The sequence below is a fragment of the Halorarius litoreus genome, assembly GCF_024362405.1.
Taxonomy (GTDB): Archaea; Halobacteriota; Halobacteria; order Halobacteriales; family Haloarculaceae; genus Halorarius; species Halorarius litoreus.
Genome location: NZ_CP101454.1, coordinates 3042222 through 3060458, shown reverse-complemented (window position 1 = coordinate 3060458; position 18237 = coordinate 3042222). Strand labels below are relative to the sequence as shown.

General features: G+C 68.5%; 18 protein-coding genes. 7 read left to right on the top strand and 11 right to left on the bottom strand.

The window, feature by feature from the left end; all coding sequences use genetic code 11:
* The first annotated feature begins 169 nt into the window (after nt 1–169).
* Nucleotides 170–3037, top strand: a complete 2868-nt coding sequence (locus NL126_RS16245; protein WP_255195930.1) for a penicillin acylase family protein — start codon at nt 170–172, stop codon at nt 3035–3037.
* Here NL126_RS16245 and NL126_RS16240 read toward each other — a convergent pair.
* Nucleotides 3034–3816 (bottom strand): HAD-IIA family hydrolase, encoded by a 783-nt coding sequence (locus NL126_RS16240; RefSeq protein WP_255195929.1) that lies wholly within the window; start codon nt 3814–3816, stop codon nt 3034–3036. The genes NL126_RS16245 and NL126_RS16240 overlap by 4 nt on opposite strands.
* A gap of 144 nt (nt 3817–3960) precedes the next feature.
* On the opposite strand from NL126_RS16240, the gene NL126_RS16235 reads away from it, so the two are divergent.
* Nucleotides 3961–4227, top strand: a complete 267-nt coding sequence (locus NL126_RS16235; protein ID WP_255195928.1) for a hypothetical protein — start codon at nt 3961–3963, stop codon at nt 4225–4227.
* A gap of 9 nt (nt 4228–4236) precedes the next feature.
* Here the strand turns inward: NL126_RS16235 and NL126_RS16230 are convergent, their stop codons facing one another.
* Both NL126_RS16230 and NL126_RS16225 read right to left on the bottom strand, forming a co-directional pair.
* Nucleotides 4237–4581, bottom strand: coding sequence for a hypothetical protein (locus NL126_RS16230; protein ID WP_255195927.1), 345 nt, complete (start codon nt 4579–4581; stop codon nt 4237–4239).
* A complete protein-coding gene (locus NL126_RS16225) occupies nt 4581–7007 on the bottom strand; it encodes a penicillin acylase family protein (protein WP_255195926.1) in 2427 nt (808 codons plus the stop codon). Before NL126_RS16225 ends, NL126_RS16230 begins: the two co-directional genes overlap by 1 nt.
* 95 nt (nt 7008–7102) lie before the next feature.
* Here NL126_RS16225 and NL126_RS16220 point away from each other — a divergent pair, with 95 nt between their 5' ends.
* Nucleotides 7103–8755, top strand: a complete 1653-nt coding sequence (locus NL126_RS16220) for a potassium channel family protein (protein ID WP_255195925.1) — start codon at nt 7103–7105, stop codon at nt 8753–8755.
* Here NL126_RS16220 and NL126_RS16215 read toward each other — a convergent pair.
* From NL126_RS16215 to NL126_RS16205, 3 genes are all read right to left on the bottom strand, one after another.
* Entirely contained in the window at nt 8752–9585 is an 834-nt protein-coding gene (locus NL126_RS16215) for a DUF7537 family lipoprotein (RefSeq protein WP_255195924.1), read from the bottom strand. The genes NL126_RS16220 and NL126_RS16215 overlap by 4 nt on opposite strands.
* Before the next feature lie 66 nt (nt 9586–9651).
* On the bottom strand, nt 9652–10488 hold the full coding sequence (locus NL126_RS16210; protein WP_255195923.1) for a DUF7537 family lipoprotein: 837 nt from the start codon (nt 10486–10488) through the stop codon (nt 9652–9654).
* 71 nt (nt 10489–10559) lie between these two features.
* Entirely contained in the window at nt 10560–11708 is a 1149-nt protein-coding gene (locus NL126_RS16205) for a DUF3179 domain-containing protein (RefSeq protein WP_255195922.1), read from the bottom strand.
* Nucleotides 11709–11808: 100 nt separating this feature from the next.
* Between NL126_RS16205 and NL126_RS16200 the strand changes: the two genes are divergently transcribed.
* From NL126_RS16200 to NL126_RS16190, 3 genes are read left to right on the top strand one after another with little or no spacing between them, the layout of a single operon-like run.
* Nucleotides 11809–12303, top strand: a complete 495-nt coding sequence (locus NL126_RS16200; protein WP_255195921.1) for a TlpA family protein disulfide reductase — start codon at nt 11809–11811, stop codon at nt 12301–12303.
* On the top strand, nt 12300–12995 hold the full coding sequence (locus NL126_RS16195; protein ID WP_255195920.1) for a cytochrome c biogenesis CcdA family protein: 696 nt from the start codon (nt 12300–12302) through the stop codon (nt 12993–12995). Before NL126_RS16200 ends, NL126_RS16195 begins: the two co-directional genes overlap by 4 nt.
* A gap of 21 nt (nt 12996–13016) precedes the next feature.
* Complete coding sequence (locus tag NL126_RS16190) at nt 13017–13349, top strand: VOC family protein (RefSeq protein ID WP_255195919.1); 333 nt, start codon at nt 13017–13019, stop codon at nt 13347–13349.
* On the opposite strand, the gene NL126_RS16185 is transcribed toward NL126_RS16190, so the two are convergent.
* The 4 genes from NL126_RS16185 to NL126_RS16170 are packed head-to-tail and all read right to left on the bottom strand — an operon-like array spanning nt 13334 to nt 16753.
* Nucleotides 13334–13930 carry a DUF998 domain-containing protein gene (locus NL126_RS16185; RefSeq protein WP_255195918.1) on the bottom strand — a complete coding sequence of 199 codons (597 nt, stop codon included), beginning with the start codon at nt 13928–13930 and terminating at the stop codon, nt 13334–13336. The genes NL126_RS16190 and NL126_RS16185 overlap by 16 nt on opposite strands.
* 30 nt (nt 13931–13960) lie before the next feature.
* On the bottom strand, nt 13961–15439 hold the full coding sequence (locus NL126_RS16180) for a PH domain-containing protein (protein ID WP_255195917.1): 1479 nt from the start codon (nt 15437–15439) through the stop codon (nt 13961–13963).
* Nucleotides 15436–15981: a PH domain-containing protein gene (locus tag NL126_RS16175; protein WP_255195916.1), complete on the bottom strand. Its 546-nt coding sequence runs from the start codon at nt 15979–15981 to the stop codon at nt 15436–15438. The genes NL126_RS16180 and NL126_RS16175 overlap by 4 nt, the downstream gene beginning before the upstream one ends.
* 28 nt (nt 15982–16009) lie before the next feature.
* Nucleotides 16010–16753: a YqjF family protein gene (locus NL126_RS16170; RefSeq protein WP_255195915.1), complete on the bottom strand. Its 744-nt coding sequence runs from the start codon at nt 16751–16753 to the stop codon at nt 16010–16012.
* Nucleotides 16754–16859: 106 nt separating this feature from the next.
* On the opposite strand from NL126_RS16170, the gene NL126_RS16165 reads away from it, so the two are divergent.
* Complete coding sequence (locus tag NL126_RS16165; RefSeq protein WP_255195914.1) at nt 16860–17804, top strand: DUF4349 domain-containing protein; 945 nt, start codon at nt 16860–16862, stop codon at nt 17802–17804.
* On the opposite strand, the gene NL126_RS16160 is transcribed toward NL126_RS16165, so the two are convergent.
* A complete protein-coding gene (locus NL126_RS16160; protein ID WP_255195913.1) occupies nt 17801–18223 on the bottom strand; it encodes a hypothetical protein in 423 nt (140 codons plus the stop codon). The two genes, NL126_RS16165 and NL126_RS16160, sit on opposite strands and share 4 nt — an antisense overlap.
* Nucleotides 18224–18237: the final 14 nt, after the last annotated feature.

Sequence of the window (18237 nt, the reverse complement as noted above, 5' to 3'; positions counted from 1 at the left end):
CCGCACGGGACAAAAGCGTTCGCCGACCGTCCTCGGACTGAACGAGTATTTAGTATGCCGTATATCGCCGGTAAGAGCCCCGAGTCGCGCGAAATCGGCCAGTACTTGTATCGCCATTCATCGACGGCAGAACGGGTATCGGACGAAACTCGAAACTACGAGTCAGTTCATGGAGAGACGCGAATTCATCCAGGGGCTGGTCGGAAGCGCGGCCGCGACCGGACTCGTGGGAACTGCCAGTGGACGAGCATCCGGCGGGGCGAACGACCCGCTCGAGGGGATCGAGATCCTCACCGACGAGTACAACGAGAGCCACATCTACGCCGACTCGCTGTACGCGCTCGGCTACGGGAACGGATACGTGCAGGCGCGCGACCGCCTGTTCCAGATGGACGCCATCCGGCACATCGGTCGCGGTGACTCCGCCGAGGTGCTGGGCCCGGCTCAGCTTCCCTCGGACATCCAGGTCCGACGTGACCTCTACGGGCCGAACGCGCTACAGGAGCAGTGGGATCGCGCCTCCGAGACAGCCCGAGAGATGATTCGTGGGTTCGCAGACGGCGTCAACCGACAGATAACGGAGATGGCCGCACAGGGCACCCTCCCGGGCATCTTCGCGGCGCTCGGGCATCCACCGGAGCCGTGGGAGCCCACGGACACCATCGCGTGTATCAACTACCTCATCGGTATCTTCGGCGTCTCCGGCGGCGGGGAACTCGGCAACGCCCGGAAGTTCCTCCAGCTGGAGCAGTCGCTCGGCTCTACGGCGGAGGCGTGGGAGGCGTACGGCGACCTGAACTGGCTTCGGACGACGGACGACCACTACACGACGATTCCCCCGCAGGACAAGGTCGTCGAGGGCGGCGAAACGGCGAAAGCGTTCGACGAGGTCCGTGCGGACCAACTGGAGTTCATCCGCAAGGCCGACACCATCGAGCCGTGGGGTATCGAGACGGATATCGCGCTCCCCGACGCCCTGACCGAGGGCCAGCGCCAGGCGTTCGGCATCATGGAGGGCTTCAAGTGGGGTTCGAACGCGCTCGTCGTCGACGGCGACCACACCGACACGGGCAAGCCGATGCTCTCGGGCGGCCCGCAGATGGGCTACTTCAAGCCTCCCGTCCCGTACGAGGTCGGCCTCCACGGTGCAGGGTTCGACTGCACAGGGATGGGCGTCGTCGGGGCGCCCGCCATCGTCATCGGGCGGACCGAGACGCTCGCGTGGACGGTCACCTCCGGACGTGACGACATGGTCGACACCATCGCCATCGAACTCGACCCCAACGACAAGCACCGCTACAAGTGGGAGGGCGAGTGGCACACGATGGAGACCGAGACGGTCGTCCACGAAGCGTCACCCGTCGCGCCCGCCACGGGTGGCAACGTCGAGACGCAGGTCGTCGAACAGGAGGTCGCCCGTATCACGCAGGACGGCGACGAGATGCCCGTCATCGCGTGGAACCCCGAGGAGAACGTCGCGTGGGTCCACCGCAACACGACACGGAACGGGATTCTCGCTGGCGCGTTCCAATGGGCGGAGATCGGCCGCACGAACGACCTCGACGAGTTCGAAGAACAGCTCTCCGAGTTCCCGTTCACGTTCAACTTCCACGTCATCGAACACGAGGAGGAGGAGGGCGAACAGAACATCGCGTACATGCACACGGGGCTCGTTCCGGACCGCAACCCCGAGTTCGACAGCCGGTTCCCGCAGGTCGCAGACGGCCACTACTGGTCGGGCGTTCGGACGACACAGAAGGTCAACCCGCCGGCGAGTGCGACCGACCGCCCCGGGACGAACGACCGCAACCCCTCGACGGGCTACTACTGTAACTGGAACAACGGCCCCGTTCGCGGCTGGCGTGCCGGTAACGGTGAGCAGAACTGGGGGAGTCACCACCGCGTCGAGGTGCTCGTCCACTACGTCGAGAAGAGACTCGCAGAGACGGGGAACAACCTCTCTATCGACGACATGAAGGACATCATGGAGCTGGCGGCCACACACGACTCGACGGCCAACGCCTCCATCGACCACTTCATCCGTGCAGGTCGCGGCGCGGACGGAACGCTCGCGGCGATGAGCGACGAACTCCAGACGTGGGCAGACGCCTACTGTGCGTGGGACGACGGCAACGACGAGCCGTTCAACGGCGATGCGGCCGAGGACGCGCGCGACGACTACATCTACGCCGGTGTCGCCATCTGGGAGGAAGTTCGCCGAGAGGCCCAGCGGCTCGGCTTCGGTGACGAACTCGGGGCGTTCAACTACGACCCCGACTGGTCGCCCGTTTCGAGCCGCCACGCCGACGAACACGGGAACGCGACGGACGACGTGACCTTCATCGACGCCCTCAACGGTGAGACCGACTACGACTGGTTCGGCGGGTCGAACCGCACGAGTATCCGCGAAGCGATGCAGGCCGCGGCCGACACCCTCACCGAACGGTTCGACAGCCCGAACCCGGCCGACTGGACCCGCCCGGAGCACAAGTCGGTGTTCACGGTCATCGGGGCGGTGCAGGGCGAGGCCATCGACATGGTGAACCGCTCGACGTACCAGCACGCCGTCGCCATCGGCGAGGGGCTCGACGTGACCGGAGAGGCCCTCGCGGCCGTCTCGGGTGACGCCCTACCGCCGTCGAACTCCGGGCACGTCAGCGCCGACGAACTCGCCGGCTTCCTCTCCGGGCAGATGGACGAGCCCGAGCGCGTCGACGACCAGCTGGAGCTGTACGCGAGCTTCGACTACAAGCCGCACCCGATCACCCGCGAGCAGGTGGCGTCCGTGGCGGTGTCGACCCAGACGCTCCAGACCACGCCCGTGGCGCAGAACGTCCCCATCGAACCTGGACGTGACATCCCGCAGCGTCTCATCGCGGACCGTGTGCCGGACGTGCCGACGGAGCCGCCGGAGAGTGGCGCGTCCGCCCCGCCGGCCGAGAGCGCGGCGGCGGACGACCCCGACGACGAGACCGAGGCCGACGACGGCCTCGACGTACCTGAGCTGCTCGGAGCGGGCCGCGACCGCCTCAGTTAATCGAGCAGTCCGGGGACGTCGGCGAGCGAGTCGACGACGAAGTCCGGGGTCGGCGATGCGGTTTCAGCTTCGGTCCTGCTCGTCCGCCCCGACAGCACCAGCGCCGTGTACATGCCGGCGCGGGCACCGAACGCCACGTCCGTGTCGAGCCCGTCGCCGACGACGAGACACTCGCTCGGCTGGCAGTGCAGCGCTGCCGTCGCTAGCTCGACCATTACGCCCGACGGCTTGCCGAGCACGAGGTCGGGTTCGCGCTGGGCGACGGCCGCCACGGACCGCGTGATGGCACCCGACCCCGGATACCGCCGTCCATCACCGCCCGGATAGACGAGGTCCGGGTCCGTCCCGTAGAAGTGCTCGGCCGAGTCCAGCGCCCACAGCCCCTCGGTGAGCGCCTCGTAGTCGAAGTCGTAGGTGTGGGAGGTGATCAGTACGTCTGCAGCCTCCGGCTCCGAGACGGGGTCGATGCCGTGGTCTTGGAGCTGGACGCGGAGACCCGACGAGCCGACGAGGAACACGTCGTCAGTGGCGTGCCTGTCGGCGAGATACTCGGCGGTGACCGTGCCCGCCGACAGCACCTCCGATTCCGCCGCGTCGATACCGAACTCCGCGAGCCGGTCGACGTACTGGGCACGGCTCCGGGTCGGGTTGTTCGTCACGAACAGTATCCCGATGCCACGCTCGCGTAACGTCTCGATGGCCGCCACGGCGCCGGGGATAGGCTCGTCACCGCGATAGACGGTGCCGTCGAGGTCGACGACGGCCCCCTGTACGTTCATACCCGGTCAAGGGGCGGCGGTTCTAAAAGCACCGCGCCGATGCTCGTCCGAGTTCCGCCGAGACGGAACTGTGAGCCGCCGGGTCGGTCAAACGGCCCGTTGCGTCTACCCCACACATTTATCGACGGCTGGCGGCGCGAGAGTGTGAGCCGCGCAGACCGCCGGCACGGCACGACGACCAGCCTCGTCGAGCCGGTGACGCTTCGGCGCCTCGGCCTCGTCGTCGCGCTATGCGGCCTGCCGTTGCTCCTCGTCGGCCTCGGTACGGCCTACTCGTATCTCTGCTGCCAATCGCACCCCGTTCCGGCTGCAGTCGCGTTTTCGCTCAAAATCGAATACACCGTCGCCGGTGCCACGCTCCTCCTGGTCGGGCTCGGCCTCCTCGTCGTTCCACCGCTCTCGTCGAAGTGAGCGAAGCCGCTACACGAGACCTCGAATCGCAACCGCACCCAGCGCCGGCAGCCCGAACGCCGCCGCCACCGAGATGTAGACGATCGGGACGGCGGTCGCGACGGCGACGAGCGTCCCGAACCACAGGAGGACGAGCGCCCACGCGACCAGCACGGCGAGCCCGAACGTGAGCCCGAGAACGAACGCCCGTGACAGCGAGCGGGCGAACAGGCCCACGAGCGCGCCGCCGACCACGAGCCCTGCCGGGTGGACGGCGGTGGCGACGAGCCCGACGACGAACGCGACAGCGAGAGCAGGTTCGACCCGGTCGCTCTCGCGGAACGTCGCGAGCGCGTCAGGGGTGGCGACGGCCATCAGTTCTCACCCCGGAATCTGATGACGACCGGTCCCGATTCCTCCAGAGGCACCTCGCGGTACTCGCCGTTCGCCCAGGGGCGCAACTGGTCGCTGTAGTGTGGCGAGTACGGGTTCCCGGACTGCCCGCCGGGGATGATGCCGTACGCGGCGTCGTCGCCGACGACCATCCGCCACGACGAGCCGGCCGGCCCGCCGACCCGGAAGTTCGAGACCGTGAATGGCGAGCCGTCCGTCGGTAGCTCGGGGTAGTCGAGATAGTCGACCGGGAACGGATGGTCGAGGTCGACGCGGTTGTAGTCACCGTACGTCTCGTATCCCTCGCGGTCGGCCCGATTGACGGCTCTCTCGAACGCGTCGGCGTACACGTCGGCACGCGTCTCGGTTTCGGACGTCCGGATGTCGTCGAACCACCGACTGTCCGCCGGGAGTCGCTGGAGCGCGTAGAGGTGCGGGTACGCCGACTCGTCGAGTCCTTGCGGGTGGAACTCGTCGTAGAACGTCTCGTTTCTGACCTCCTCGCGGAACAGCGCCCACAGCAGGGCGCTCCGCGAGTCGCGGCGCATCCCACCGTTCCAGTCGGCCAGCTCGTTCGCCTCGGCGCGCGCCGCGGGCGCCATCTCGTCGGTGGCGTCGAGGATGGCCGGCTTGAAGCCGACGGCGGCACGCGACCGGACGTCACGCTGCAGCCGCTGCATGAACCGCTCGGTCACGGGCTCGCCGGATTCGACGCGGGCTTCGAGCCGGCCGTAGATGCGTGCGCCCCGATACGGGTCGGCGTAGCGCTCGCTGTAGGCGAGGTAGAACCCCGGGTTCGCGGTGACGCGCTGGTTCGCCGTTCCGAGCACGTCGGGGTTGTCGACGTGCGGTACCTGCTCGAACGGGACGAACCCGCCGGCCTCCCAGTCGGTCTGCCCGTACGGCTCGAAGCCGCGCCACTCGCCCTCGCCGGCAGAGCCGTCGAACGGCAGGTCGCCGGCGACCTGCTCGCCGTTCGTGAACCGGTACGGGTACTTCCCGGTGATCCGGTACATCGTGTTCCCTTGCGAGTCGGCGGCGACGATGTTCTGCGTCGGCGTGTCGAACATGCGGAGCGCCTCCTCGACGTCGTCGAGGCTCTCTGCGTCGTTGATAGCGTAGATGGCCCGCGCCTCGCGGGTGCCGGTGAGCCCGAGCCACGACACCGCCACCTGCTGGCCGTCACGCTCGATGAGCGGGCCGTGGACGGTCTTCCTGACCTCGATGTTGACGTTCTCCGCGCCCGAAACCTCGATGGTCTCGGTCCGGGTCTGCACCTCTCGCGTCTCACCCTCGTAGACGTACGTGTCCTCGCTCGGCATCTCGTAGGTGTAGAGGTCCGTCTGGTCGGCGCCGACGTTGGTGAACCCCCACGCGACGTCCTCGTTGTGGCCGATGACGACCACCGGGAGCCCGGGGAACGCCACGCCGCGGACGTTCATCCCCTCGGTCTGGAGGTGCATCTCGTACCAGACAGGGGGCACAGTCAGCGAGAGGTGCGGGTCGTTCGCGACGATGGGCTCGCCGTCGTCGGTGTGCTCGCCGGAGACGACCCACGAGTTCGAGCCGATGCCGGGCTCTCGCTGGTACTGCGAGAGGTCGTCGTACAGCGCGGCGTAGTCACCGACGCGCCCGACGCGTTCGCGGTCCGCGCGCGAGCCGTTCGGGGCCACGGTCCCGCCCTGTGAGCGCCCCACGATGGAAGCGTCGTGAGCGAGATACCGGGGATAGACGTCCGAGACGTTGCCGAACGCCTCCTCCACCGAGGCCATCTGGAGGTCGCGGAAGTCGCCGGTGAGCTGCCAGGCGATGAGCTTGCCGACGAGCAGCGTATCCGTCGGCGTCCACTCGCGGGGTTCGTAGCCGTTGAGCCGGAACTCGGTCGGGAGCGCGTTCGTCGCCATGTAGCGGTTGACGCCGGCGGTGTACGCCCGGACGCCGTCGCCCGTCTCGGTGTCTTCGACGGCCGCCCACGACGCCTCGGCCGCGCTCGCGAAGTCCATCTGTCGGTGGAAGCGGTCGGACTCGACGGCGCGTTCGCCGAACGCCTCGGCCAACTGGCCGCGCATCAGCCGGCGCTGGAGGTCCATCTGGAACAGCCGGTCGCGCGCCTGCACGTAGCCGACGGCGAACGCGAGCGCCTGCTCGTTCTCGGCGGTGATGTGCGGCACCCCATCAGCGTCGAGGCGAACGGTCGCGTCCCCATAGGGGGAGGCGACGGTCGTCGCCCCGGTCACCCCCCTATCGGCTTGGTCACCAAGACTACCGCCGTTCGCGCCGTAGGCGGCGGCCCACGCGTCGCCGCTTGCGGGCGCCGCCAGCTGGAGGAAGCTGCCACCGCCAACGGCCACCGACGCGAGCAGCGCGACGGCGAGGAGGGAGACGGCGACGTTCCGGTAGCGTGTCATAACGTTCGTGGCGTCGGGGTCGGGGTTAACGCTATCGCCGGCAGCAGTCGTCCCGTGACCGAACCGTTATCCTCCACCCGGCGGTGAAGGTCGGTATGGACCCACGCCGTCTGTTCTCGGCGGACCGACAGCGGCGGCTCATCGTCGTGTACATGCTCGGCGTCAACGTCGTCGCGCTCCTGTTCGCCGCCGGCTACGTCGTGCTCGTCTCCACGTTCGAGGGCGTCGACGTGACGTACATCGAGGCGTTGCTGGTCGTCGTCGAGTCGTTCACCACGACCGGGTACGGCGAGGCATCCAGACAGTGGACCTCGCCGATCGTCCAGATATATCTCATCTTGATGATGATCGTCGGCGTCGCGCTCATCTTCACCGCGCTCCCCGTCTTCGCCGGCCCGTACGTCGAGAACCGGCTCTCGACCCGGCCCCCCGCGGCCGTCCACGGCTTCGAGGACCACGTCGTGCTGGCTGGGTTCACCTCCCGCGGACAGTCGCTGATCGACGAACTGCAGGCGCGTGACCGACCGTACCTCGTCATCGAACCCGACGGCGACCGGGCGAGCGACCTCTACAAGGACGGCGTTCCGGTCATCCACGGCGAACCGGACGACGAACAGACGCTCGAAAACGCCTGCGTGCACGACGCACGGGCGCTCATCGCAGACATCGACGACGGGACCAACGCCTCCATCGCGCTCATCGCGCGGGCGCTCGACGACGTCCCGGTCATCACGTTCGTCGAGGACGACGAAACCGCGCGCTACCACCGGTACGCGGGCGCGACCGAGGCGTTCATCCCGAAGACCCTCATCGCCGACGGCCTCGCGAAGAAGGTCACGGCAGGCGTGACGCCGGAGCTCGACGACGCCGTCGTCATCGACGAGGACTTCGACGTGGTCGAACTGCCCGTCCAGGCTGGCTCCGAACTCGAGGGGGTGACGGTCCGGGGGTCGGGCATCCGCGAGCGAACGGGGACCAACCTCATCGGCGCGTGGTTCCGCGGTGAGTTCGTCTCCCCACCCCCGCCCCAGGAGCGCATCGACGCACAGACCATCCTCGTGGCTGCGGGCCGCGAAGACCAGCTGGAGGCGCTGAAGGAACTGACGCTCTCCGAGCGCCGACAGCGCCGGGAGGGACACGTCATCATCGGCGGGTACGGCAAGGTCGGCTCGACCGTCGCCGAGCGACTCGACGAGGCGGACGTCGAGACGGTCGTCGTCGACATCCGCGACGCCGAGGGCGTCGACGTGGTCGGCGACGTCACCGAGGACGAGGTGCTCGTCGAGGCCGGTATCGGGGAGGCCAGCATGGTCATCCTCGCCACCTCGGACGACACCGAGGAGGTGTTCGGGACGCTCGTCGCGCGCGACGTGGCTCCGGAGGTGGAGATCATCGCCCGAGCCGACGCCACCGAGTCAGTCAAGAAGCTGTATCTCGCTGGTGCCGACTACGTGCTCGCGGTCGCGACGGTCGCCGGCCGGATGCTCGCGTCGACCGTCCTGAACGAGGAAGTCATCAGCTTCGACAAGGCGGTGGAGCTCGTGCGCGTCGACTGCGGCAGCCTCGCCGGCAAATCGCTCGGCGGTGCCGACATCCGCGCGCGAACCGGCGTCACCGTGGTCGCCGTCGAGCGGGACGGTGAGTCCATCACTGACCTCGGCCCGGAGTTCACCATCCGGGAGGGGGACATGCTGATCGTCGCCGGGACCGACGACGACGTGAATCGGTTCGCGAACCTCGCCGACTAGCTGGCCTCGTCGAGCCAGTCGGGGCGGTCGACGGCCGTCGATTCGAACCCGAGGACGTTCACCTCGATAGCGAGCTTGAGCGTGTCGTCGCCGCGCCGAATCGTCGCCCGATACGCCGACCGGTGGACGATGCCGTCGGGGCCGACGACGATGCCCACCTCGAACTCGGTGACGTTCGCGGGGTCGACGCCCTGCCCGAGGATGGGCTCGATGTCGCTCACGTTCTCGACGCCGCTGGCCCGATAGCGGAAGAACGCCCCGCCGTCGCTCCGCCGAACCCGTTCGGGGGGACCGTACTCGACGTTGCGAATCAGGGGTTCGACCTGGTCGACGCCCGTGAACGACCGGGGCTCGAACGCACCCTGCTGTGAGCGGTACCGGGTGTTGTTCTCGCCCGGTGGGTCGGTACGGACGTAGACGGTCCCGTTCTCGTAGAACTGCGTCGTCGTCCCCCGACCCTCGACGTGGGTGATGACGTACGCCCGCTCGGTCGAGAGGTTCGCCGTCTGCAGGGCGCTGATGGAGGCGAGACTCTCGTTCGTGAGCGCCGTTCCGTTGAACTCGACGATGAAGCTCTCGCGGTCGAGGACACCCTGCGTGTGTGCCTGCACCGCGCGGTCGGCGTCGACGACCCCGGACTCCCCGTAGCCTGGCGGGTACGGTGCAGGTGTTCGAGTCGTCGTCGTGGGCGTCGACCCGGCGCCGGGTGTCGGCGAGGACGTCACGGAGCCGGCGTCCGTCGGCGTCGGCGAGGCCGGGCCGCCGAGGAACGAGCACCCCGAGAGCACGAGCAGTGCGATCAGGAGGATGACGGGAAGCTGTCGCTGCACAGCCGGTAGTCCCACAGCGCAGTTGTAAACGTAGCGGCTACCGCAGAAACCGAGTCGCGGGAACGATTACGCCTGGTCGAGCCAGTCGGGCTGGTCGACCGTCGTCTCGTCGACGCCGGACACCCGGACAGTCACGTCGACCTGTCGGTCGACGCCGCCGGTCGTCACCGTCGCCGAGTACGTGAGCTCGCGGACGATGCCGTCCTCGCCGACGACGAGTGTCGCCGAGAAGTCGCTGACGTTGTTCGCCTGGACGCCATTACCGAACACCGAGCCGGCCCGGTCGAGCGTCGCGTCGCTGTAGACGACGACCGGTGTGCCGTCACGGGTCGTGCGCTCGCTCGACGCGAACGAGACGTCCGACAGCGCCGGGACGACGAACTCCACGCCGGTGAACGACGCGAGGGAGTACGACTGACTGCTGTTCGCGTAGGTCGTGTTCTCCGACCCCGGCTGCTGCGATTTCACGTAGACGGTGTCGTCGGCGTAGTAGCGGACGACGAGGCCCTGTAGATCACCACTCGTGACGTTCGTCTGCCGGACGACCTCCTCGCTCCCGGTCTCGACCCGCTGGTCGTACCGGACGTACGTCGTCGTGTTCGGCGTCGTGACGTCGGCGTCGTAGTCGACGGTGAAGCCCCCAGTAGCGAGCAACGCTGCCCGATGGCTAGCTGCCGCCTCCGTGGCGTTCACCACGCCGCCCTCGTCGTAGCCCGCGGGGTAGCTGAACGACTGTCCGGCCGGGCTCTCGGTGCCACTCGGGCCCGATCCGTCGTCGGCCGGCGTGTCGGTCACCGCGCCCGACCCGTCGGTCGGGGTGCTCTGTCCGCCCCCGGCGAACGAACAGCCGGCGAGAACCAGCATCGCCGCCACCGCGAGCGTCGCGAGGGTCTGCGTGCGCATAGGCGGACAACCCGCTGTCGGCCGATAAGCCTACTGGCCGTGACGCTACTGGCCGCGAACGGGCTGTCGACCTACTCGCCGTACACCGTGGTGTCGGGGGCGAACGCCAGCCACGCGAAGAAGAACAGCGGCGACACGTCGGTCGCGGGCACGAGTGACTCGTCGGCGAGTGGGCCGTCGACCCCTCGCCCGGTCAGCGCCGACCACCGCGTCCCCGCGGCGACGAGCCGCCCCTGCGAGCGAGTGAACTGGTGGACGCGGCCCCGGACCGTTCGCTCGTAGGCGACGAGCTGGCCCGTCCCGTCGAGCGTCTCCTGGTCGCCCGCGAGCGTGACGACGACGGGCAGGCCACCCACCTCGTCGTTGACGACGCCCGCCGCGGCGACGCGGTCGTAGGGGTACGCCGTCGCGACGCCGTCGTGTTCGATGCCGAGAACCTCCGTCTTGGGGTGGAGCCGGTCGTCGTCGTACGTTCCCCCGATGCCGATCTGGTCGACCGACTCGTAGCCGAGATACGGGTTCACGTCGTAGTTCCGCGTCGAGGTCCGCCCCGTGACCGTGCTCGACTCCGGTGGCGGTCGCAACACCAGCGAGTCGGGGTGCTCGTCGGTCCAGTCGCCCCACGTCGTGAACGACGACGGGACGAGGTCGAGCGTCGTGCCGGTCTTCGGCCCGCGGATGGCTCGCGCCTCGATCTGGCTCCAGAGGCTCTCGGTTCGCGCGTCGTACATCACGAGGTCGTTCCTGTACAGGAGGCCCGACACCCCGAACGTCGTCACCACGTCGTCGACGCGCCGCACTGCCGTCACCGCCGAACCACAGAGCGGGCAGTACGTCACCAACAGCGGGGCGTCGCCCCCCGCGGCTGGAAACGTGTCGTTGACGATTTCGTGCCAGTTCAGCACCGCGAGCGGGTAGGCCCGGGCCTCCTCGCCGCGGACAACGCCGATGACGGGCGACTCCGGGGTCAGTCGTGGTTTCGCGCGATACGTCCCCGAGAGCGGGTCCTGGGCGTCGAACTCGATGTCGTCCCAGTCGGTGCCGAACACCGGGTCGACGATGGCCGGAATCCCATCTCTGGCGGCGCCGCGGACCAGTTCGCGTTCGGGGACGGGGCGAGCAGGTGATTCGCCGGGGGTGCCACGGTAGCCGACCGTACACCCCGCGAGCGAGCCGACGGCTCCGGTGCCGACGAGCGCCAGCCACCGGCGTCGGTTCATAACGGTCCGTTCGCCACACGGGGAGTTAGCCCAACCGGGGTTGTGTGAGCCGCGCTCACGGACGACGTGGCCATATGCCCTGACCCACCTATCTTTGGGCATGGACCGCCGTCGATTCCTGTACTCGGGCGGGGCGCTCGGAGCGGCGGTGCTGGCCGGCTGTCTCGGTGACGGCGGAACTGCGACGCCCGACGAGGGCGAACTGCAGACGCTCGCCGTCGCGGGCTCACCCGGCGGCCCGATGCCCGTGAAACCCGCCGGCGAGGTCGTCCTGTTGGACTACTGGGCTACGTGGTGTGCCCCATGTAAACCACAGATGAAGGAGCTCCGGGCCATCCGCGAGTCGTTCCCCGGCCTCCACATGCTCTCGATCACGAACGAGCGTGACAAGCCAGCCATCAAGCAGTTCTGGCGCGAGTACGAGGGGACGTGGCCGGTGGCGACCGACCCCGAACTGGTGACGAACCAGCGGTTCGGCGTCAACCGGATGCCGACGCTGCTGGTGTTCGATTCGGCCGGCGAGGAGGTGTGGCGCCACGTCGGCCTCGCCGCCGAGGACACCATCGCGGCGAAGCTCCGTGAGGCCGGTGTGTGAACCTGGCGGTCGGCTTCGCGTTCGCCGCGGGCGTCGCCACCTTCTTCGCCCCCTGCGCGTTCCCGCTGTTACCCGGCTACGTCGCGTACTATCTGGGTCGTGGTGACGACGGGGTCGGCACCGCGGCTCGCCTTCGCCGGGCCGCGGTCGTCGGGACGGTGACGAGCCTCGGGTTCCTGCTCGTCTACGGCGTCCTCGTCGCGATCGTCGCGTCGGTCGGCGCGAGCGCGCTGCAGAATATCGCCGTCCTCGAACCCATCATCGGCGGGGCGCTCGTCGGACTGGGTGGTGCGGCCGCGCTGGGGTACACACTCGACCCGCACATCCCCCTCCCGGAGCGCCGGCGGTCGATCTCCGGCTACTTCGCGTTCGGTGTCGTCTACGGCGCGGCGGCCGCCGGCTGTACGGCTCCGGTGTTCGTCGCCATCGCGCTGCTCGGCCTCTCGTCGGGCCCTGCCGGGGCGATTCTGACGCTCGGCGCGTACGCACTCGGCATGGTCGTGCTCATGCTCCTCGTGACTGGCCTGTCCGCACTCGGCCGTGACCGCGTGCTCCGACTGCTCTCGCAGAACACCGGTCGACTCTCCCGAATCGCCGGCGTCCTGCTCGTCTTCGCGGGACTCGCACAGATCTACCTCTGGTACTTCGACTTCGACGCGCTCGGCGGCCTCCGGGCGCTCGGACTTTTGTGAGCGGCCCGCCTCCCGTGTGCCATGGACGGCATCACGTTCTTTCGGACGGCCGACCGCGAGCGCGTCGTCGGCTTCTACGTCGACCGGCTGGACTGTCGCGTGTGGCGTGAACAGCCGGACTGTACCATCCTCCGGCGGGGCGACTACGCGCTCGGCTTCTGTGCCCGCGACCCGCCGGAGACCGACGGCTGCCTCACGTTCCTCTGTGACGACCGCTCCGAGGTCGACGCGCTCCACGCCCGGCTCGACGACGTTGCGGACGGCGACCTCCGGTACAACGAGACGTACGCCGTCTACCAGTTCTTCGCGGAGGACCCGGAGGGGCGGGCGGTCGAGGTTCAGACGTTCGAGTGAGTGCCGTAGAGCCGTCGTGCAGTCACCAGCACCCAGCCGTTGAACAGCAGCGCGCCGACGAACTCGGGGACGGCGAGTCCGGGGAGCCACTCGACGAGGACGAACCCCCATGCCACCCAGAACCCGAAGTGCGCCACACCGGAGCCGACCGTGGCGACAGCACGACGGTGCTCACCGATGAAGTAGTCGCCGATGCCGTAGGTGATGACCGACGCGATGAACCCGACGTACGCCGTGAGCGCCATCGGGAAGTGTAGCGGGTGGCCGGCGGGGAACAGCCCGACGCCGGTGACGCCAGCGAGCGCGGCGCCGAGGGGGAGTACCGATAGTTTGTGTGCAGGCGTGTGCATCGTCTGCCGGAGCGCCGGGAGAAACAGCAGACCCAACAGCCCCGAGAGAACGAGGCCGTAGTTGAACAGGTATCGCTCGGGCGCGTCCGAGACGCCGAGGTCGGAGAGCGCGTTGGCCGGCCACGAGAACCACGGTGCAGCGAGGACGGCCGCGAGGATGGCGCCGATGGAGACGACGGCTGCGAGGACGCCCGCGTGCGTCGAGAGTCGATGGTACCGCTGGTTCGACATCGTCCGGATATCTCTCGCCGGACTGAAAAATCAGTCCCCGGCGAGCGCCTCGCGGCGCTGTCGACGCTCCAGGCGCAGGAGCCGGTCCGAGACCAGCGCGTCGTGGAGCCGGTCGTCGAGCGTCTCTCGAAGCTCGCTCGCACGGTCGGCGTCGATGTCGAGGGCGCGCGCGTCGCTCCCGGCGATGCCCGTCGACCCGGCGGTGTCGATGACCAGCGTCGCGAGGTCGCGACGCCGCTGGAAGACGGTCTCGCGCTGGACGAGCGTCTGGATGCGATAGTACGGGACGACCTTCGTCGAGCGCGTCCAGAACCCACCGCGGGTGACGACGTGGTCGTCGGCGAGTGCGACCCCGAGATTCTTCCACTTGAGGTGGGCAGCCGGTGGCACCAGCACGGCCAGCAGGGTAACGCTGAACCACGGGAAGGGCGGTTCGAACGGGGCGACCCGAGTGACACCGTAGGCGACAGCGACGAGCACGGCCACGACGAGCGAGTAGCGGACGAGATAGCGCAACCGGGCGCGCTTCGGTGGCCGCTCGAACTCGAGGTCGCCGAACGGTTCGACCTGCCGGGCGAGCGCCTGGACGCGAGCGCGCTCGGCGATGGGGACCGCCGACTGCGAGCCCGAGCCCTCGCCGGGCGCGTAGCCGGCGGTTTTCACTTCGAGCGAGGCGTAGCCGAGCCGCCGCGCGAGCACGCTCTCGGTGATGGCGACCGACTGGACCTTGTCGAGCGGAATCGTCCCGGTGTACCGCTGGAGTAAGCCCCGTTCGTACCGGAGTTCGCCGTCGCTTCGCCACAGCGTGAACCCGTAGTAGTTCGTGATGCCGACCACCGAGGAGACGCCGAGCGAGACGATCGCGAGCCCGACCAGCAGGAACGGTGCGACGGTGAACAGCGAGTAGAGGGGGAACATCTCCGAGACGCTCGGAACGAACAGCGGGACGAGCGCCACGACGAACGAGAGCAGCCGGAGGTCGAGCTTCACGACGCCGAGCAGCGCGAGTTCGGTGGGCGAGATGGCGTACAACCGTTCGGTGCTGTCGACGACCTCGGTGTCGGGTTCGGTGGCCGTCTCCCCACGTTTCAACCGGCCGATCTCTCGCTGGAGCCGACTCGCTTCCGTCTCGCTGACGAACCGGAGCTGGGCTTCCGTGTCGCCGCCGCCGGCCGTCTCGACGCGCACCTCCGAGATGCCGAGCGCGCGCTGGACGAGGTTCTGCGAGAGGTCGACGTTCTGGACGCGACCGTACGGGATCTCGCGGGCGCGGCGCGACAGCACGCCCGACCGGATGTCGAGCGTGTCGTCGGTGAGCTCGTAGTCGAACCGCTGGACGTAGACGTACTGGTAGGCAAGCGTGACGGCGAGCCCGAGCGTGACGACCCCGAGCGCGATGGTCAGCCCGAACGCCTGCTGCGAGCCGAAAGTGGCGAACAGCAGGATCCACGCCAGCCGCGTGAGCGCCGCGACGGCCCGGTACGGGACTGACAGGGGGTGGAGTTTCATACGGCGTCCTCACCCTCGGCGACGATTGCCAGTTGCTTGAGTCGCGTCTGGAGGTCGTCGGCCCGCTCGGGAGTGAGCCCGGGGATGGTCACGTCGGCGCCGCGAGAGCCGGCCGTGTAGACGACGACAGATGCGAGCCCGAGCGCCCGTTCGAACGGCCCCTCCGAGACGTCGACGTGCTGGATGCGGACGTACGGGACGACCGTCCGAACCCTGGTGAACACCCCGCGGCGGAGGAACAGCGAGTCGTCGCGCACCTCGTACAGCCACGCCCGGTAGCGGGCGACGGTGAGTGCGAGGCCGACGACGAACAGGAACGTGAACACGGCAGCGGCGGGCCACAGCTCGTTGAGCACCACGAACCCAGCCACGCCAGTGATGAGGCTCAAAACGAGCGCCGAGACCGTCGCCCGGGCTGCCCAGAGGTAGCGGACACGGCCGTCGAGGCGGCGCTCGGGCCCCGTGAGTTCGTCGACGGTCGGCTGTGCGTCAGCGGGCGATTCGACCTGCCGGACGGCGTCGACGACTTCGTCCTCGCTCATCGGTGGCTCATGGACTGCGGGGGATAAATTACACCCGGTGGACCCGCCCGGCGAGGACGTCGAGTTTCGGAGAGTAGTGACACAGCGGCTCGCCGTCCGGCTGCTCGAAGCCGTTGGCCGCGAACAGGCCGTTCTCGCGGATGTCAGCGGTCGCTTCGTACAGCGGCCACGGCTCGTGCCCGATGTCGCCGTAGTAGAGCCGTCCGTCGCCCGGTTCGTGCCCACCCCGTGGCCGACTCTCGGTGTAGAACCGATAGCGCTCGGTGAGGAAGAACGGGAGCGTCTCCGGCTCGGCTTCGAACTGCGCACCGTCGGGCTCGTAGGTCGCGTCGAACGCGACGGGCGGAGCGTCGGCGGCGACGCGGTCGGCCGTGAACTCGACCGACCGGCCGCGGCGTTCGACGCGCATCTCCGCCGGGTAGTAGGGGAGCCGGAACAGTTTCCGAGCGAGCCAGACGCCGAGCCGGTCGCTCGCGTCGAGGTTGTAGAAGTAGATGCCCGGTGTGTCCGCGTCGTCGCGGACGTACGTTCGGAGGTTGAGTTCGCCGAAGCTGCGACCGATGGGCGACCCACGTGGCCGGATGCGGTCCATGACGAACCCGACGACCCCGAGATACGCACGGCCGTCGAACGTGTCCACGGAGAGCCCCTCGGGAAGCGTCTCGGCGACCACGTCGGGGGCGACGGGCCAGTGGGCGAACAGGACGTCACGCCACGTCATCGACACCAGCCCGAGTTCGTCGAGCGTGTGTCCGGGGGTGGATTCGGCCATGGTGGACGTACGGGCCACACGGCTTTCGACCTGACGGCTCCGGAAGCGTCAAACGACTGTTTGAGCCTTCGCGAGACATTTGATAACCGGTAACACAGTTGGTCGCATGGTTTCACGGCGTGCGGTTGTGACGATCGCGATGTTGAGCCTCGTCGTCCTCGCGGGCTGTAGCGGAGCTGGAGGGGGTGGCGGCGACTCCGTCGGCCTGTCGAGCGACGGCGCCGACGCGGGCGCTCCGGCGACGGCGAGTGGCGGGAGCGACGGCGGCGGGGCGTCGGGTGGCGACGCCGGCTCGGCCGAGTCAGGGGGCGGGACCCCTGCGGCGCAGTCGGCCGAGTTCGCGAGCGAGACCGTCCAGAGCCGGCGGGCGCTCATCCGGACGGCACAGGTCACACTCGAAGTGAGCGACCACGACGGGACGCAGTCGAAGCTGGCGACGATGGCGCGGAGCCACGGCGGGTTCGTCGCGGAGTCGAGCGAGACACAGCATCGCCGCGACAATCGGACGTGGACGACCGGCCGGCTCGTGATTCGCGTGCCGAGCGACGCGTTCGGCCCGGCGTTCGAGTCCGTCAAGGCCAGCGGGACGGTGCTCCACGCGGAGTCACAGACGACCGACGTGAGCGACCAGCTCGTCGACCTCGAAGCCCGACTGCGGAACCTCCGCGCCCAGCGCGACCGTCTCCGAACGCTGTACGAGCAGGCGAACGAGACCGACGACGTTCTCCAGGTCGGCGACCGGCTCGCCGAGGTCCAGGAGCGCATCGAGCGGCTGGAGGCACAGCGACAGTCGCTCGAAGACCGGGTGGCGTACTCGACGATAACCATCGAGATTCGCGAGCCCGAACCCGAGCGGGAGACACCGACGCCGACACCCGAGCCCCCGAAGTACCACGAGACGCCGCTGTATCAGGCGTTCACGGCGTCCATCGGTGGCGTGTTCGTCGCGCTCAAGACCGCCGCGGTGACGCTGGCGTACGCGCTGCCGTATCTCGTCGTCATCGGCCTCCCGCTGGGGGTCGCCGGAGCCATCGCGTACCGGCGCCGTTAGTCCCCGTCGTCCCCCACGAAGAGCGCTTCGAAGTCGGCGACTAGCGGTTCGACGGGGTCGCCACGCTCGACGGCGAAGAACAGGCCGCGCCGGTTGTCGAGGTACATCCGGACGAGGGTAATCACGTCGAGTGCCGTGGTCTTGTACCGGACGCGGTTCGCCACTGGAAAGAGGTCGGCCGTGAACAGTTCGATCTCCGTGAAGTCGATGTTCACGTAGTTGTGGATGCGCTCGAAGTACGCTTCCATCTCGTCTTCCGACTCGTAGGCCGCACGGGTCGTCTCGGAGACGTACAGCGTGTTGAATCCCGAGCGGTCGAACTCGACGAGACTGTGCAACGTCGCCGCGGTCGAGTCGCCCGTCTCGACCGCTGCAGCAACGTCGACGCCGACGATCTCCGACGTGCCGTCCTCCGACATGCTCTATCGGAGAT

Excerpts from the sequence above, each read along its gene's own strand:
- NL126_RS16165 (WP_255195914.1), top strand. The coding sequence starts at position 16,860 with ATGGTTTCACGGCGTGCGGTTGTGACGATCGCGATGTTGAGCCTCGTC.
- NL126_RS16160 (WP_255195913.1), bottom strand. The coding sequence starts at position 18,223 with ATGTCGGAGGACGGCACGTCGGAGATCGTCGGCGTCGACGTTGCTGCA.
- NL126_RS16240 (WP_255195929.1), bottom strand. The coding sequence starts at position 3,816 with ATGAACGTACAGGGGGCCGTCGTCGACCTCGACGGCACCGTCTATCGC.
- NL126_RS16175 (WP_255195916.1), bottom strand. The coding sequence starts at position 15,981 with ATGAGCGAGGACGAAGTCGTCGACGCCGTCCGGCAGGTCGAATCGCCC.
- NL126_RS16225 (WP_255195926.1), bottom strand. The coding sequence starts at position 7,007 with ATGACACGCTACCGGAACGTCGCCGTCTCCCTCCTCGCCGTCGCGCTG.
- NL126_RS16170 (WP_255195915.1), bottom strand. The coding sequence starts at position 16,753 with ATGGCCGAATCCACCCCCGGACACACGCTCGACGAACTCGGGCTGGTG.
- NL126_RS16230 (WP_255195927.1), bottom strand. The coding sequence starts at position 4,581 with ATGGCCGTCGCCACCCCTGACGCGCTCGCGACGTTCCGCGAGAGCGAC.
- NL126_RS16185 (WP_255195918.1), bottom strand. The coding sequence starts at position 13,930 with ATGTCGAACCAGCGGTACCATCGACTCTCGACGCACGCGGGCGTCCTC.
- NL126_RS16190 (WP_255195919.1), top strand. The coding sequence starts at position 13,017 with ATGGACGGCATCACGTTCTTTCGGACGGCCGACCGCGAGCGCGTCGTC.
- NL126_RS16200 (WP_255195921.1), top strand. The coding sequence starts at position 11,809 with ATGGACCGCCGTCGATTCCTGTACTCGGGCGGGGCGCTCGGAGCGGCG.
- NL126_RS16205 (WP_255195922.1), bottom strand. The coding sequence starts at position 11,708 with ATGAACCGACGCCGGTGGCTGGCGCTCGTCGGCACCGGAGCCGTCGGC.
- NL126_RS16245 (WP_255195930.1), top strand. The coding sequence starts at position 170 with ATGGAGAGACGCGAATTCATCCAGGGGCTGGTCGGAAGCGCGGCCGCG.
- NL126_RS16220 (WP_255195925.1), top strand. The coding sequence starts at position 7,103 with ATGGACCCACGCCGTCTGTTCTCGGCGGACCGACAGCGGCGGCTCATC.
- NL126_RS16210 (WP_255195923.1), bottom strand. The coding sequence starts at position 10,488 with ATGCGCACGCAGACCCTCGCGACGCTCGCGGTGGCGGCGATGCTGGTT.
- NL126_RS16180 (WP_255195917.1), bottom strand. The coding sequence starts at position 15,439 with ATGAAACTCCACCCCCTGTCAGTCCCGTACCGGGCCGTCGCGGCGCTC.